Consider the following 15,637-nt stretch of genomic DNA (forward strand, 5'->3'; position numbering starts at 1 on the left):
TCAGACCTCGAGGACCTGGCGCTTGTTGTAGGTGCCGCAAGCGGGGCACGCGATGTGCTGCAGCTTGGGCTCCTGGCAGCGCTCACACGCAACCAGGTTCGGGACCGCAGCCTTCCACTGCGACCGGCGGTGGCGCGTGTTGCTGCGCGACATCTTCCGCTTCGGAACAGCCACGGCTACTTCTCCTGCTTCTCGGCGGCGCGCGCGGAATCAGGCGCTTCGCCGCTCATCTCGTCCTTCTCGCCGTCCTGGATGGAGCCAGCGAGTCCCTGCAGTGCCGCCCAACGGATGTCGACGGCGTCATGGTGGTGGTCCGGGTCGTCCGCGAGGCGCACTCCGCATTCGGAGCACAGGCCCTCGCAGTCTTCCTGGCACACCGGCTGCATCGGCAGTGCGAGCACCACCGCATCACGCAGCATCGGTTCGAGGTCGAACATGCCGTCCTCGAGGAAGAGCCTGTCCTCGTCGTCCTCGGCGTCGTCGGCCGGTTCCGCGGTGCGGCCCCGGTCGTCGGCGTCAGGGTACGAGAACATCTCCTGGAAGTCCGCGTCGAGCGCGAGCTCGAGCGGCTCCAGACACCTTACGCACTCCCCCTTGGCCGATGCACGGGCGGTGCCTGTGACAAGCACCCCTTCCATGACCGACTCCAGCCGGATCTCCAGCACGACCGGAGCGCCTTCCGGCACCCCGACGACCCCTTCGACGCCGAACGGAGCCGGCGAACCGGGGGCGTCGATCGTGCGGGTCACCCGCAGCAGGGCACCAGGCCGCCGACCCAGCTCGTGTGTGTCGAACACAAGCGGGTTGCGGTGGTCGAGGCGCGTGCTCAGGGTGATTCCTGCTTTCGAATCCTGGGAGTTTGGCAAGCGGCCCCCCACGCACATGACGTAGATCCACTTTCGCGGCAGATCTGCGGTGTGAGCGGGCAGCCCGGATCGCGGACATACGCGCGACCGAAGAGCCAGGATACTGGACCTTTCGCTCTCGGCCCAATCGGGACTAGCGCCCCTGCTCGTACTGCCGCAACTGCTCCGCGCTGATCATCGTGGTGTCGAAGAGGCTGGTCTCGTCGAGCACGGCGGGCGCGGGGCCCTGCTGGCCGTAGCCCTGGTGCTGCGGCGGCTGCTGCGGGGCCTGCGGCTGGTTCGGGTCGTACGCCTGCTGCTGGTACGCGTACGGGTCCTGCTGGTAGCCGTACGGATCCTGCTGGCCGTACGACTGCTGATAGGCGTACGGATCGGGCTGGCCGTAGGCGTCCTGGCCGCCGTACTGGCCCGCGCTCTGGGCGTACGGGTCCTGGGTGCCCTGGGCGTACTGGTCCTGCTGCTGGTACGCGTACGGGTCCGGCTCGGCCTGGGGCTGCGGGGGTGCGTACGGCTGCTGGGCGGGGATCGGCGGAGGGCTGTTCTGCGGCTGCGGGCGCTCGGGGGTCTCGGCGAGGTCCGCGAGGTAGTCGGCGTCCGAGGTGTGTTCCTTGGTGTGCTCGCCCAGCTCGCTCAGCTCGTCGGCGGGGGCGCGGCCGTGCAGGGTCTGGCGGCCGCGGCCGACGGCCTCCAGGGTCTTGGCGAGCACCGCCTCGAAGGCGCCGAGCTTCACGTCCACGTAGACGTCGGCGTTGCGGCGCAGGGTCTCCGGGTCGTGGCTGCGCTCGGGGGCGTCCTCGTCCTCGTACCCCTGCTCGTCCACGCCGGGGCCGGTGCCGAGGAGTTTCTCGCGGCCGCGGCCGACGGAGCCGAGCGTCTTGGTGAGGACGACCTCGAAGTTGGCGAGCTTGCTGTCCACGTAGTCGTCGGCCTCGGCGCGGACGTCGGCGGCCTCCTGACGGGCCTCGGCGAGGATGCGGTCCGCCTCGGCCTGGGAGCGGCGCGCGACCTCCGTGTCGGAGATCAGCGAGCCGCGCTCGGCGTGCGCGCCCTCGATGATCCGCTCGGCCTCCTGGCGGGCCTGCTCGACCATCTGCTCGCGGCCGCCGATCAGCTCCTGCGCCTGGGCGAGCGAGCCCGGCAGGGCCTGGCGCACCTCCTCCAGGAGGGCGAGGAGGCCGGCGCGGTTGACCACGCACGAGGCGGACATGGGCATCGACTTGGCGCTGCCGACCGTCTCGACGATCTCGTCGATCTTCTTCTGCACGTCCACCGCGGGCTCGCCACTCTCTACAGCTTGTTGGGAGACGGACGGGACGACTGTAGCCCTTGCTCAGCCCTTCGCGAGGCGCTTGTTGAGGGCTTCGAGCACGACCGGGGGAACCAGGTGCGCGATGTCGCCGCCCCAGGTCGCGACCTCCTTGACGAGCGAGGAGGAGAGGAAGCTGTAGGTGGGGTTGGTCGGCACGAAGAGGGTCTCGACGCCCGAGAGGCCGTTGTTCATCTGGGCCATCTGCAGTTCGTAGTCGAAGTCGCTGACGGCGCGCAGGCCCTTGACGATGGCCGGAATGTCGCGCTCCTTGCAGAAGTCGACCAACAGGCCCTGGAACGACTCGACTTCCACGTTGCCGAACTCGGCGGTGACCTGGCGGATCAGCTCGATCCGCTCCTCGATCTCGAACAGGCCCTGCTTGGACTTGTTGATCATCACCGCGACGTGCACGACGTCGTACAGCTTGGAGGCGCGGGCGATGATGTCGAGGTGTCCATTGGTGATGGGGTCGAACGACCCCGGACAGACGGCGCGGCGCAACGGAAGTCCCTCGCTCTCCGGTCGGGTCATGGCGCGATCTCTGGCTCTTGGTGCGAAGAGTTGTCGGTTTCTTCTTCGCACGTCGAGCTTTCCGGCTCTTTGTACGAAGAGGCGGCGCGACCGTACCAAAACGTTCCCTCGCCGTAGCGACGGGACCTCAGTGGCTCGAAGCCGTCCGGCCAGCCGAATTCTCCGCCCCTCGTACTGCGTTCAACGGTGACGAGCGCGTCGTCCGTGAGCCAGCCTCCCGAGCGGAGTGTGAGCAGGATCTCCCGAAGATCGTCGTCGCCGACGGCGTAGGGGGGGTCGAGAAACACCAGGTCATAGGGGGTGGCAGGGGTTGACTCACGGATGATCTGGGCCGCTTTGCCCGCCCTGGCCTCGGCGCCGGGCAGGCCGAGCGAATTGATGTTCTCGCGGATGGTGCGCGCGGCGCGGGCGTCGGCCTCGACGAGCAGGGCGTGCGCGGCACCGCGGGACAGGGCCTCCAGGCCGACGGCGCCGGAGCCCGCGTACAGATCGAGGACGCGGGCGCCGTCGAGGGTGCCCTGGAAGGCCTGCCAGGTGGAGAACAGGCCCTCGCGGGCGCGGTCCGAGGTGGGCCGGGTGCCGTTCCCCGGCGGGACGGCGAGGCGGCGTCCGCCGGCCACGCCGGCGATCACGCGGGTCATAGGGTCTCTGCGTCCTTCGGCTGGGGGCGGGGCTGCCCTTGGGGATGGGGCCTGCCCTCACGATATGCCGTGCGAGCGCGTCAGCCCTTGTCAGCCCTTGTCGAGGTACTGCTCGCGTTCCGCGTCCAGGAGGGCGTCCAGTGCCGTGCGCAGTTCGGGCAGGTGCTCCAGCTCCGGGTCGCGGGAGACCACGGCCGTCGCCTCCTCGCGGGCCGCGGCGATGATCTCCTCGTCGTCGATGACGGCGAGCATGCGCAGCGAGGAGCGGACGCCGGACTGGGCCTGGCCGAGGACATCGCCCTCGCGGCGCTGCTCCAGGTCGATGCGGGAGAGCTCGAAGCCGTCCAGGGTCGCGGCCACGGCGCCGAGGCGGGCGCGGGCGGGGCTCGCCTCCGGCATGTCGGTGACCAGCAGGCACAGGCCCGGCGCGGAGCCTCGGCCGACGCGGCCGCGGAGCTGGTGGAGCTGCGAGACGCCGAAGCGGTCGGCGTCCATGATCACCATGGCGGTGGCGTTCGGGACGTTCACCCCGACCTCGATCACCGTCGTGGCCACCAGGACGTGGGTCTCGCCGGAGGCGAAGCGGCGCATCACCGCGTCCTTGTCGTCCGGCTGCATGCGGCCGTGCAGGACCTCGACCTTGAGGCCTCGCAGGGGGCCGTGGGTCAGCTCCTCGGCCACGTCGAGGACGGCGAGCGGAGGACGCTTCTCGGCCTCGTCCTCCGGGGACTTCTTCTTGCTGCCCTTGCCCTTCTTGGGCTCTTCCTCGGCATCGTCGCCGATGCGGGGGCAGACCACGTACGCCTGGTGGCCGTTCTCCACCTCTTCGCGCACGCGCTCCCACGCGCGGGCGAGGAAGTGCGGCTTGTCCTGTGCCGGGACGACGTGCGTGGAGATCGGCGAGCGACCGGCCGGGAGCTGGTCCAGGACGGAGGTCTCCAAATCACCGAAGACCGTCATCGCGACCGTGCGCGGGATGGGGGTGGCCGTCATGACCAGCAGGTGCGGCGGCTGCTTGCCCTTGCCGCGCAGGGCGTCGCGCTGCTCGACGCCGAAGCGGTGCTGTTCGTCGACCACGACCAGGCCCAGGTCGTGGAACTGGACCTTGTCCTCGATCAGGGCGTGCGTGCCGATGACGATGCCCGCCTCGCCGGTGACGAGGTCGAGGAGTGCCTGGCGGCGGGCCGGTGTGCCCATGGAGCCGGTGAGCAGGGTGACCTTGGTGGCGTGCTCGGAGCCACCGAGCATGCCGCCCTGCGCCAACTCGCCCATCATCTCGGTGATCGACCGGTGGTGCTGCTGGGCCAGGACCTCCGTGGGCGCGAGCATCGCGGCCTGGCCGCCCGCGTCCACCACGGCGAGCATGGCGCGCAGGGCCACCATCGTGTTGTGCGTGACCGTGAAGTTGTCCGTGATGTAGGCCCGCGTGGGGTGGGCGACGCTGATGCACTGGACCGGTTTGCGCCCTACGTGGTCGACCCTGCGGATCCCCCGACGGAAATTGGTGTACTTCGGTCGGTCCTGTACCCGCTCCGCCTTGCGGGTCAGCCGGAAGGGGGCGTACGCCGCGGGCAGCGCGACCGACACGTTGAACGCGTCCCTCTTCGGCAGCACCCGTGCCCGGCCGCCCAACGAGCGTACGAGCCAGGCGACGTCCTGGGCGAGCCTCGGGGAGGCCGAGCACAAGGAAATGCTCAATCCGTCCGGCTGGACCGTGCCGTCCGTGTCGAGCAGTCCCTGCAGCAGCGCAAGGCGATGCTTGATCGACGTGTTCTTGAATGCCTCCGGAATGAACTTGCTGTGTGATGTCGCACCCCAGAGGCCCAGGTCGCGCAGTGCCTGGATGACGGGATTGCGGACGCCTCCCGCTCGATGGGTGAGCTGGATCGTGTAGTCGTACTCGCTGCCGGTCACCGGGATCAGACGGCAGTCCGGTGCCACTGCGGCGGCCGCGGCGTCGCGAATCTCGGTGTCGGCGGTGGACAGGCGGAGGTTGTGCCGGAAGGAACCGTCGCCCAGCAGGAGGCCGAAGAGGTAGGGGTCGAGCGGCAGTTCCTCGTCGCCTCCCAGGTCCACGGGTGTCGCGGCGGGGACGTACCACTTCGACGATCCGTTCGCCTTGAAGAGGTCATGGCGGATCTCTCGGGTGGTCAGCACCTTGGGAGGCTGTCCTCGGTGCCATCCGCAGCTCGTACCGACGATCCAGAGGTGCTCGTCGTCGCATTCGACGGAACTGCCGTCCGAGAGCGTCAGACTCCACACGTCGCGCTCGCCTTGGGGAAACACCCCGTCGATCACCGCGACATCGCCTGAGGGCACGACGACGGTGTCCCCCGTCTTCATGTCGCCCATCGGCCGGAAACCCCCAGGGGTCAGGATCAGCGCATCGAGGGGCTGGGCCTTGCCCGACCCGACCTCGCCCTGGAGCAGGCGGTGCATCGGGTGCTCGGTGGCCAGGTCGTCGAAGATCTCCTTGGAGACCCTGCGCTGGCCGTCCGTGAGCTCGAAGGGGAGCTTGGCGTCGAAGGCGTCAAGCAGGCCGTCGGGGGACGGCCTGCGGGCCACCGCCGGCAGTTGCGCGTCCGCGAACCTGCGCCGGGCCAGGGCGACCTGGAGCACGAACGCCTCGTCCCACTTCAGGCGGTCCCTGGCGGTGGCGATGTCCGCCTTCGTGTGCGGCCTGTGGATCTTCAGGAGTGCTTCGGGGAGCGGGATCAGGCCCCTGCCCTCGCGCAGCGACGGCGGCAGCGGGTCCAGGGCCTCCTGGGCGCTCGGCAGCACCGCGTCCACCGACTTGGCGATCTTCCAGGACTCCAGCTTGGCGGTGGCCGGATAGATCGGGATGAGGGCTCCGGCCCAGGAGCCGACGGCCTCGGCAGCCTCCGTGGCCGAGTCGCCGTCGCCGCGCAGCAGTTCGTACGCCGGGTGGGCGAGCTGCATTTTGCGGTTGAACACCGACACCTTGCCCGCGAACATCGCGCGGGTGCCCGGCAGCAGGTCCTTGTGCGGCTTGTGGATGCCGCGGCCGAAGAAGACCAGCTGGAGCTGGCCGCTGCCGTCCGTGATCGTGACCTCGAGGCGCTGGCCGCTGCCGCCGTTGAACCGCAGCACGCGGGCCGTCGCCACCTGGGCCACGACCGTCACGTGCTCGTCCAGCGGGAGGTCGGAGAGGCGGGTCAGCTCGCCTCTCTCGGCGTACCGCCGGGGGTAGTGGTGCAGGAGGTCGCCGACCGTGTGCAGGGCGAGGTGCTCGGCCATCACCTTCGCGGTGGCCTGGCCGAGCGCGTTCTTCAATGGTTCTTGGAGCGCGTGCACGAGATCCATTGCACACCACGGGACTGACAATTGGGGTGCGGGGCCCTGCGGGGCCTTCCCCGATCCCGCCCCTTCCCGAAACCGGGGGCTCCGCCCCCGGACCCCCGTATCGGCCTGAACGGAGCGCCGATCTGCGGGGCGGCGGGCGAAGGGTCACTCCACGCCGATGAGGAGCAGGGCCGACTGGGGCCCGCCCCGGTACAGCACCGTGTCCACGGCCAGGTGGCCGTCGCGTACGTGCTTCTCCAGGTGCTCGGCCACCGCGTCAGAGACGGCGTCACCCAGCACCAGCGTGACCATCTCGCCGCCCGCGGCGAGCATCCGGTCGAGCACGGCGGCCGCAGTGCGGGCCACCTCGGGGCCGATCACCGCCACGTCGCCGTCGATCAGGCCGAGCACGTCCCCGGCCTGGCAGATTCCCGCCGTCGTCCAGGACTGCCGCTCCGCCACGGCCAGTTCGGCGTAGCGGGTCGCCCCGGCCGCCGAGGTCATGGCGACGACGTCCTCGTCGAAGCGGCGGTCCGGCTCGTGCACGGCGAGCGCGGCGATGCCCTGGACCGCGGAGCGGGTGGGGATCAGCGCGACGCGTACGCCTTCGGAGCGGGCCTGTTCGGCGGCGGCCGCCGCGGTGTGGCGCAGCCCGGCGTCGTTGGGCAGCAGCACCACCTCGCGCGCGTGCGCCCGCCGGATCGCCTCGACCAACTCGCCGCTGGCGGGCGGCTCCCCCGCGCGCGCGGGCACCGTCGTGGCCCCGGCCTCGGCGTACAGGGCGGCGAGGCCGTCGCCCGGCACGACGGCGACGATGCCGCGCTGGACGCGCTCCCGGGGCGGTGCCTGCGTTCGTACGGTGTGGGCGTCGCCGAGGCCGAAGTGCGTGATGCGGATGCGGTACGGACGGCCCGCCTCGACGCCCGCCTCGACAGCCGCGCCCGCGTCGTCCACATGGACATGGACGTTCCACAGGCCGTCGCCACCGACGACCACGAGCGAGTCACCAAGCGCGTCCAGCCGCCCCCGCAACCGGTCGACGGCCGCGTCCTCGGCCTCCAGGAGGTAGATCACCTCGAAGGCGGGGCCGGCTCCGTCGGGAGCGGGGTCGGCGCAGGCAGCGGGCTCTGTGGCCGCGGGGGGCGCGGTGGGTCCAGTGGGGCCGGCGGGTGCGACAGCTCCGGCAAATCCCGTGGGTCCGGTTGACGCGGCGGCACCGGTGATCCCAGTCGCCCCACCCGCCGCACCGGTCACCACAGCCGCAGTCACCACACCAGGCACGTCCGCCCGCCGCCGCACGGTCTCCCCCGACAGCGCCCCCACCAACGCCCCCAGAACCGCCACAAGGCCCCGCCCACCGGCGTCCACCACTCCCGCGCGCCCCAGCACCGCGAGCTGTCCCGGAGTCGCGTCAAGCGCCGCGCAGGCGCCTTCGTACGCCGCCCGTGCCACCGCGGCACAGTCCCGCGGGTCGCGTGAGTCCCGCGCCGCGGCATCGGCCGATGCCGCGGCAGCCTTGGCGACCGTCAGGACCGTGCCCTCCACGGGGTGCGCCACGGCCCGGTACGCGGACTCGGACGCGCGGCCCAGCGCGAGCGCGAGGCGCGCGCCGTCGGCGTGATGTGCGTCACTGGCGCGACGGTGGCCGTCACCGTCACCCGCGTCGCGACGATGCGAGTCGCCGTCACCCGCATCCGCGTCCGCCGAAAGCACCTGCGCCATCCCCCGCAGCAACTGCGCCAAGATCGTCCCGGAGTTCCCCCGGGCCCCGATCAACGCGCCGTGCGCCATCGCCCGCACCACCTCGACGAGCGCCGGCTCGGCCGGTTCGAGGCCCGTGAAGACCGCGTCGACGGCCTGGGAGGCCGATTCCATCGTCAAGTAGAGGTTGGTCCCGGTGTCCCCGTCCGCGACCGGGTAGACGTTGATCGCGTCGATCTCCTCGCGGGCCTGCCCCAGTGCCTCCAGAGCCAGTGCGCTCCAGGCGCGGACTGCGACAGCGTCGAGGTTCTGCGGCAACTGTCGCCTCCTAGGGGCGTCGCGGGACGCCTCCGTCATGCGTACGGGACGCCTCCGTCGTGCGTCTCGGGATGGGACGCAGCGTAGACCTGGGACGGAGGGGAGGCGGGGGCGGGGCAGCGGCGGAACATGGTAGTTTCGTTGTACCGAAGCAGTCGTTGTATGCTGCTCCGGTTGCCCGATACGCATCGGGCCATCCCTCCTGGCAACGCCACTCCGATCATTGCACTGATCCCGGCATGCCGGGTTTAACCGTAAGTGCATCTGAAGTCTTTGGAGTGACCCGTGGCTGCCAACTGCGACGTCTGCGGCAAGGGGCCGGGCTTCGGCAACAACATCTCGCACTCGCACCGCCGTACGCCCCGTCGCTGGAACCCGAACATCCAGCGTGTGCGTGCCGTGGTGAGTGGGACGCCGAAGCGCCTCAACGCCTGCACCTCGTGCATCAAGGCCGGCAAGGTCTCGCGCTGACGTTTCTGCGCGGCCACCTAGCTGGTTGCTGAAAAGCCGGTCTCCTTCGGGAGTACCGGCTTTTTCGCATGCCCTGGGGCAGAGCTTCCGCGCGTGCCCGCGGCCGGGCCGGACCCGTGCGGCCTCCCGCCGAAATCCGCGCCTGCCAGAATCCGGCAGATGCGCTTCGGCATCCTCGGCTCCCTCGACGTCCGCACCCCCGACGGCTCCCCCGTCGACCCCGGTGGCCCCCGCCCCCGCGCCCTGCTCACCCTGCTCCTCCTGGACGCCGGCCGCAGCGTCTCCGCCGAGCGACTGGCCGACGGTCTCTACGGGGAGCAGCCCCCCGCCGGAGCCACGAACGCGCTGCAGTCCCAGGTGTCCCGGCTGCGCAAGCGTCTCGGCGTCGACATCGAGACCACCGCCACGGGCTACCGCCTCGCCGTCTCCCCCGACGACGTCGACGCCCACCTCTTCGAGCGTCTGGCCCGCGAGGGCCGCTTGGCGCTGTCCTCCGGAGACCACCCCCGGGCCGCCGCCCTCCTCAAGGAGGCGCTCGGCCTGTGGCGCGGGCCCGCGCTCGCCGACCTGCCCGGCGCCCCTGCACACGCGCCCGTCATCCGGCTCGACGAGCTCCGGCTCGCCGCTCTCCAGGACCGCGTGGACGCCGACCTGGCGACCGGCGGCGGCCCCGGCCTCGTACCGGAGCTGAGAGAGCTGGTCGCCGCTCATCCGCTCAGCGAGCGGCTCTACGAGCAGCTGATGCGGGCGCTGCACGCGGCCGGGCGGTCCGCGGAGGCCCTTGTCGTGTTCGACGAGGCGCGTGGCGTCCTCGCGCGGGAGCTGGGCGCCGATCCGTCGGCGGAGCTCGCCGCGCTCCACGTGGAGCTGTTGCGCGGCGCCGAGCCGGCCCGCGCGCCGGCCGTCCCCGTGCCGCTCACCCCGCTCATCGGCCGCACGGCCGAGCTGGCCCGTGTCCACGACCTCCTCGACGACGCCCGCCTGGTGACGCTCACAGGGCCCGGCGGCACCGGCAAGACCCGGCTCGCCCTGGAGGCCGCGCGGGAGCGGGAGAGCGGGCGGGGCGGCGGGCCCGGGAGCGTGTGCTTCGTGGAGCTGGCGCCGCTGGCCGACGGGGAGCGGGTGACGTACGCGATCCTCCGCGCCCTGGGAGTGCGCGACGGGTTCCACGCGCGCGGGGGTGACGCCACCGAGCGGCTACTCGCCGCGCTGGAGGGGCGTGAGCTGCTGCTCGTGCTCGACAACTGCGAGCACCTGGTCGACGACGCCGCGCGGGTCGCCGGGCTGCTGCTCGGCGCCTGCCCCGGTGTACGCGTCCTCGCCACCAGCCGGGAGGCGCTCGGCATCACCGGTGAGGCGCTGTGCCCGGTGCCACCGCTCGCCGCCGGGCCCGCCGAGCGGCTCTTCGTGGACCGGGCGGTGGCCGTACGCCCGGACTTCGCCTCCCAGGCGGGCGGTCGGGCCGACCTCGTCCGGTCCCTGTGCGCCGCGCTCGACGGGCTTCCGCTCGCCATCGAACTGGCCGCCGCCCGGCTGCGCACCCTCACGCTCGACGAACTCGCCGCGCGGCTCGACGACCGCTTCAGGCTCCTGTCGCGCGGCGACCGTACGAAGGCGCCGCGCCACCGCACCCTGCACGCCGTCGTCGAGTGGAGCTGGGACCTGCTCGACGACGAGGAGCGGGAGCTGGCCGCGCGGCTGACCGTGTTCCCCGCGGGCGCCACGCTCGACGCCGTCGAGGCGGTCTGCGAACTCCCCTGTCCGGAGGACCTGCTGGCGTCGCTCGCGGAGAAGTCGTTCGTCGAGGCGGCGGGCGGCCGGTACCGGATGCTGGAGACCATCCGCGCCTTCTGCGCCCACCGGCTCGCCGAGGCGGGCGACGAGGACAGACTGAGGGACGCGCACGCCGCGTACTTCCTGCGCCTCGCCGAAGAGGGCGCCCCTCGGCTGCACGGCGCCGAGCAGCTCCCCTGGCTCGACAGGCTCGCCGCCGACCACGGCAACCTCGACGCCGCCCTGCGCCACCTCGCGCGCACCGATCCGCCCGCGGGCCTGCGCCTGCTGGCCGCGCTGTCCTGGTACTGGCGGCTGCGCGGCCTCTACGGAGAGCGCGCCTCGCTCGCCTCGGGCCTCCTTGAGGCCGTCGGGCCGCGGCCTCCGGAGGGGCTCACCGAGGAGTACGTCCTGTGCGTGGTCAACACGATCGTGGGCGAGGGCGACGATCCCGCCGAGCCGGAGCGCCTCGCGCGCGCCGACGCCCTGCTGACGTCCCTGGAGGGGCCGTTGCGGCTGCCGTTCCTGATCGTGCTCTGGTCGCTCGTGGGCGGGCCGCGGCGGGCCATGGAGGAGCGGGTGCGCGGGCAGGTCGGCGACCATCCGTGGGGGCGCGCCCTGCTGGACCTCGGGCGGGGCTTCCAGGAACTGTTCGCCGGGCGGCCGACGGACGCGGAGGCGGCCTTCGCGCGGGCGCTCGCCGCCTTCCGGGAGAACGGCGACCGCTGGGGCATGGCCAACTGCCTGGACCCGCTGGCGATGTTCGCCGACTGGCGCGGCGAACGGGAGCGCGCCTTGGAGCTCCTGGACGAGGGCCTCGCCCACGTCGTCGAGCTGGGCGCCCCGGAGGAGACCGGCGACCTGCTGCACCAGCGCGCCACGGTCCTGCTGCACGGCGGCGCCCTGGAGGACGCGGCGGACCACTTCCGGCAGGCGGAGGAGCGCGCCCGCACCGTGGGCGTGCGCGACAAGGTGGCGACCGCGCGGCGCGGCCTGGGAGATGTGGCCCGGCTGCGCGGCGACACCGCACGCGCGCGTGCGCACTACGAAGCGGCCCTCCAGGCGTGTGCCGCCAACTGGTTCAGCGTCGCGGAGACCGCGCGGATCTTCATCGGCCTCGGCCGCACCGCGCTCGCCGAGTCCCGCCCCGAGGAGGCCGCCGACTGGTTCGAGCAGGCCCGCGTGCTCGCCGTGGACGCCACTGGTGTGGCCGAACTGGCCGAGGTGGCGGAGGCGTTGGCCGCCGCAGCGCCGCTCCCCCAGGACGCCGCCCGGCTCCTGGGCGCCGCGGCGAGCCTGCGCGGCACGCTGATCGAGGGCCACCCCGACGTCGTACCGGTCCAGGAAGCGGCACGCGCGCGGCTTGGCCCGGCGGCGTACGAGAAGGCCTTCGAGGCGGGCCGCGGGGAGGGGCCGAGAGCGGTGGGGCGCGGCTGAGGGTGACGGCGGTCAGCGCCGGTCAGCCGACGGTACGCCGCCGGTAAGCGCCCCCTCCGAAGCTCGGGGCATGACGAACATGACGAACACGAAGACTACGAAGACCGCAAAGGCTACGAAGACCGCGAAGCACACCACCCGCACCACACGGCCCGCCCGCCCCCTCGCCCACCTCGAAGTCCTCATCTCCGGTGCCAGCGTCGCCGGTCCCGCGCTCGCCCTGTGGCTGTCCCGGTACGGCGCCCGCGTCACCGTCGTGGAGAAGGCGCCCGCCCTGCGCGAGGGCGGCTTCGCCGTCGACTTCCGGGGCCACGCGCACCGCACCGTCCTTAAGCGCATGGGCATCTGGGACGAGGTGCACCGCCGGCAGACCCACATGGGGCGCCAGATCGTCGTCGACGCCGACGACAAGGAGACGGTGGATCTGCCCGCGTTCCTGATGAGCGGCGACGTGGAGATCTTTCGCGGCGAGCTCTCCAAGATCCTGTACGAGCGCACCAGGGATCATGTGTCGTACGTCTTCGGGGACTCCGTGGCGAGTCTCTCCGAGGCCCCCGGGGACACGGGCGGCGTCGACGTCACCTTCGAGCGCGGCGCGCCCCGCCGTTTCGACCTCGTCGTCGGCGCGGACGGCCTGCACTCGCACACCCGCCGCCTCGCCTTCGGCGACGAGTCGCAGTACCTGCGCTTCCTCGGCCACTACGTGGCGGGCTTCAGCATGCCCAACCACCTGGGCCTGGACCGCACGGCCCGCATCCACAGCGAGCCCGGCCGCATGATCGACCTCTGCAACTACGACGGCGATCCGCACCGGGCGGGCGTGGGCTTCGTCTTCCGCTCCGAGCAGCTCGACTACGACCGGCACGACGTCGCGCAGCAGAAGCGGATCCTCGCCGAGAAGTACGCCGGAATGCGCTGGCGGCACGCGCCGATGGCCCTGAAGGCCCTGGAGGAGGCCGACGACCTGTACTTCGACGCGATCGCGCAGATCCATGTCGACCGGCTGTCCAAGGGGCGCGTCGTGCTCCTCGGCGACGCCGGGTACGGCGCCACGATGGGCGGCATCGGCACGGGCACGGCGCTCGTGTGCGCGTACGTCCTGGCCGGTGAGCTGGCCCTCGCGCGCGGGGACCACCGGACCGCCTTCGCGGCGTACGAGGCGGAGGTCCGCGACTACGCGAAGGGCTGCCAGAAGACCTCCGGCAACGCGGGCCCCTTCCTCGCGCCGCCCACGGAGAAGAAGATCCGCAGCCGCGACCGGGCGTACCGGATGCTGAGCTCCCGCTTCCTGGCGGGCTTCTTCAAGCGCCTTACGGAGAAGGCCGCCAACGGAATCGACCTCAAGGAGTACGCGATTGACGGAACCGACAAGAACGAGGCCACCGACAAGAACGAGGCCTCCGAAGACACCGCTTACGAAGCCCCCGTGCCGTCCCCGAACCGCCAGCCGTGATCCACGGGCCCGATCCCGCCGCCGAGTGCGAACCCGGCGGCGATGGCCCCGGTGACGTACTCCTTGGCGGCCGTCACGGCCTGTGGGACGGACTGCCCCTTCGCGAGCTGCGCCGCCACGGCGCTGGCGAGGGTGCAGCCCGTGCCGTGCGTATGACGGTTGTCGTGGCGCGGGGCGCGCAGCCAGTGCTCTTCGGAGCCGTCGGTGAGCAGGTCCACGGCGTCGCCGCTGAGATGGCCGCCCTTGATGAGCGCCCACTTCGGCCCGTACGCGAGGACGGCGGCCGCAGCGCGCCGCATGCCGTCCTCCGAGTCGACCTCGATGCCGGTGAGTTGGGCGACCTCGTCGAGATTGGGCGTCGCGACCGTGGCGACCGGAAGCAGCTTCGTGCGGACCGAGTCCAGCGCGGACGCCGCGAGCAGCGAGTCGCCGTGCTTGGAGACGCCGACGGGGTCGACGACAGCAGGGGCGTCCGTGCCGGCGAGCAACTCCGCCACCGCCTCGACCAGTTCGGCCGACGCCAGCATGCCGGTCTTCACGGCCTGCACGCCGATGTCGTCGACGACGCTGCGGTACTGCGCCCGCACCGCCTCCACCGGCAGCTCCCAAGCGCCCTGCACGCCCAGGGAGTTCTGCGCGGTGACGGCCGTGACGACGCTCATGCCGTGCGTGCCGAGGGCGAGCATCGTCTTCAGGTCGGCCTGGATGCCCGCGCCGCCCCCGGAGTCGGAGCCGGCGACGGTGAGCACCCGCGGCGGCGCGGTACGGGCCGTGCGGCTCGGGCTCGCCGCGCTCACGAGTCGCCGCCGCCGTTCTCCCCGAAGTGGTCCCAGCCCTTGCTGGTCCAGGGCGCGCCGTCCACCGTGACCTGCGGCTGCGCCGACGGGTTGAGGACCTCGCCGATGACCTTCCAGCGGGCGGGCAGCTTCACGTCCTGCGGGAACGTCGCCACGATCGCGTGGTCCTCACCGCCGTTGAGCACCCACTGCAGCGGGTCGACGCCGACGGCCTGCCCGATGTCGTTCATCTGCGAGGGCACGTCCACGTCGCCGGAGCGGATGTCGATGCGCACCTTGCTGGCCTCGGCGATGTGGCCGAGATCGGCGATCAGGCCGTCGCTGACGTCCGTCATGGAGGTCGCGCCGAGCCCGGCGGCGGCGGGGCCCGCGTGGTACGGCGGCTCGGGCCTGCGGTGGGCCTCCACGAAGGCGCGCGGCGAACGGAAGCCGCGCGAGAGCACCGCGTGCCCGGCGGCGGACCAGCCGAGCCAGCCGGTGACGGCGACGACGTCGCCGGGCTGGGCGCCCGCGCGCGTGACGGGCTCGTGGTTGCGCAGATCGCCGAGCGCGGTGATCGAGACGGTGATGGTGTCGCCGCGTACGACATCGCCGCCGACGACGGCCGCGCCCGCCACCTGGCACTCGTCCCGCAGGCCGTCCATGAGCTCGGTGGGCCAGCTCACGGGGAGTTCGGCGGGCACGACGAGGCCGAGCAGGATGGCGGTGGGCACCGCGCCCATCGCGGCGATGTCGGCGAGGTTCTGGGCGGCGGCCTTGCGGCCGACGTCGTAGGCCGTGGACCAGTCGCGGCGGAAGTGCCGGCCCTCCAGGAGGATGTCGGTGCTTGCCACGACCCTGCGGTCCGGCGCGGCCACGACGGCGGCGTCGTCGCCGGGGCCGAGGCGTACGGCCGGGGTGGAGGTGAGCCGCGAGGTGAGCTCCTTGATGAGCCCGAACTCGCCCAACTCGCCGACGGTGCCCTTCATGCGCGTGCTGCTCCTTCTGCCACGGTCGCCGCGGTCCGCTTGCGGTCGCGAGCCGTCCCTGTCGTCGGT

12 protein-coding genes are annotated in these 15,637 nt (G+C 72.2%); 3 read left to right on the forward strand and 9 right to left on the reverse strand.

What is annotated here, in order from left to right:
- The 7 genes from rpmF to fakA form a co-directional block, all read right to left on the reverse strand.
- On the reverse strand, window positions 1-174 hold the full coding sequence (rpmF, locus tag IEY91_RS35450; RefSeq protein WP_164320141.1) for a 50S ribosomal protein L32: 174 nt from the start codon (window positions 172-174) through the stop codon (window positions 1-3).
- A 2-nt stretch (window positions 175-176) separates the two neighbouring features.
- Window positions 177-836 (reverse strand): YceD family protein, encoded by a 660-nt coding sequence (locus IEY91_RS35455; RefSeq protein WP_164328161.1) that lies wholly within the window; start codon window positions 834-836, stop codon window positions 177-179.
- 163 nt (window positions 837-999) lie between these two features.
- The gene (locus IEY91_RS35460; RefSeq protein ID WP_189177107.1) at window positions 1,000-2,136 is read right to left on the reverse strand and encodes a F0F1 ATP synthase subunit B; all 1,137 of its coding nucleotides are present in this window, start codon (window positions 2,134-2,136) and stop codon (window positions 1,000-1,002) included.
- A gap of 60 nt (window positions 2,137-2,196) precedes the next feature.
- On the reverse strand, window positions 2,197-2,676 hold the full coding sequence (coaD, locus tag IEY91_RS35465; RefSeq protein ID WP_016640644.1) for a pantetheine-phosphate adenylyltransferase: 480 nt from the start codon (window positions 2,674-2,676) through the stop codon (window positions 2,197-2,199).
- Between the two features lie 26 nt (window positions 2,677-2,702).
- Window positions 2,703-3,347 carry a 16S rRNA (guanine(966)-N(2))-methyltransferase RsmD gene (gene rsmD, locus IEY91_RS35470; protein WP_164320146.1) on the reverse strand — a complete coding sequence of 215 codons (645 nt, stop codon included), beginning with the start codon at window positions 3,345-3,347 and terminating at the stop codon, window positions 2,703-2,705.
- A gap of 90 nt (window positions 3,348-3,437) precedes the next feature.
- Complete coding sequence (locus IEY91_RS35475; protein ID WP_189177108.1) at window positions 3,438-6,671, reverse strand: helicase-related protein; 3,234 nt, start codon at window positions 6,669-6,671, stop codon at window positions 3,438-3,440.
- Between the two features lie 144 nt (window positions 6,672-6,815).
- On the reverse strand, window positions 6,816-8,708 hold the full coding sequence (gene fakA / locus IEY91_RS35480) for a DAK2 domain-containing protein (RefSeq protein ID WP_189177109.1): 1,893 nt from the start codon (window positions 8,706-8,708) through the stop codon (window positions 6,816-6,818).
- A gap of 246 nt (window positions 8,709-8,954) precedes the next feature.
- Here fakA and rpmB point away from each other — a divergent pair, with 246 nt between their 5' ends.
- The 3 genes from rpmB to IEY91_RS35495 all read left to right on the forward strand — a co-directional run bounded on the left by rpmB (window position 8,955) and on the right by IEY91_RS35495 (window position 13,803).
- Window positions 8,955-9,140, forward strand: a complete 186-nt coding sequence (rpmB, locus tag IEY91_RS35485; protein ID WP_016642993.1) for a 50S ribosomal protein L28 — start codon at window positions 8,955-8,957, stop codon at window positions 9,138-9,140.
- Between the two features lie 159 nt (window positions 9,141-9,299).
- The gene (locus IEY91_RS35490) at window positions 9,300-12,350 is read left to right on the forward strand and encodes an AfsR/SARP family transcriptional regulator (RefSeq protein WP_189177110.1); all 3,051 of its coding nucleotides are present in this window, start codon (window positions 9,300-9,302) and stop codon (window positions 12,348-12,350) included.
- Between the two features lie 79 nt (window positions 12,351-12,429).
- A complete protein-coding gene (locus IEY91_RS35495) occupies window positions 12,430-13,803 on the forward strand; it encodes an FAD-dependent monooxygenase (RefSeq protein WP_189177126.1) in 1,374 nt (457 codons plus the stop codon).
- Here the strand turns inward: IEY91_RS35495 and thiD are convergent.
- Window positions 13,764-14,600 carry a bifunctional hydroxymethylpyrimidine kinase/phosphomethylpyrimidine kinase gene (gene thiD / locus IEY91_RS35500; protein WP_189177111.1) on the reverse strand — a complete coding sequence of 279 codons (837 nt, stop codon included), beginning with the start codon at window positions 14,598-14,600 and terminating at the stop codon, window positions 13,764-13,766. The two genes, IEY91_RS35495 and thiD, sit on opposite strands and share 40 nt — an antisense overlap.
- On the reverse strand, window positions 14,597-15,568 hold the full coding sequence (locus tag IEY91_RS35505) for a thiamine-phosphate kinase (RefSeq protein ID WP_164320154.1): 972 nt from the start codon (window positions 15,566-15,568) through the stop codon (window positions 14,597-14,599). The genes thiD and IEY91_RS35505 overlap by 4 nt, the downstream gene beginning before the upstream one ends.
- Window positions 15,569-15,637 lie beyond the last annotated feature (69 nt).

The organism is Streptomyces lasiicapitis, from assembly GCF_014646335.1.
In the GTDB taxonomy this organism is placed as follows: Bacteria; Actinomycetota; Actinomycetes; order Streptomycetales; family Streptomycetaceae; genus Streptomyces; species Streptomyces lasiicapitis.

Bases quoted from the DNA above. Each gene is read 5' to 3' on its own strand.
- rsmD (WP_164320146.1), bottom strand. From the start codon at position 3,347: ATGACCCGCGTGATCGCCGGCGTGGCCGGCGGACGCCGCCTCGCCGTC.
- IEY91_RS35475 (WP_189177108.1), bottom strand. From the start codon at position 6,671: ATGGATCTCGTGCACGCGCTCCAAGAACCATTGAAGAACGCGCTCGGC.
- fakA (WP_189177109.1), bottom strand. From the start codon at position 8,708: ATGACGGAGGCGTCCCGCGACGCCCCTAGGAGGCGACAGTTGCCGCAG.
- IEY91_RS35490 (WP_189177110.1), top strand. From the start codon at position 9,300: ATGCGCTTCGGCATCCTCGGCTCCCTCGACGTCCGCACCCCCGACGGC.
- IEY91_RS35495 (WP_189177126.1), top strand. From the start codon at position 12,430: ATGACGAACACGAAGACTACGAAGACCGCAAAGGCTACGAAGACCGCG.
- IEY91_RS35505 (WP_164320154.1), bottom strand. From the start codon at position 15,568: ATGAAGGGCACCGTCGGCGAGTTGGGCGAGTTCGGGCTCATCAAGGAG.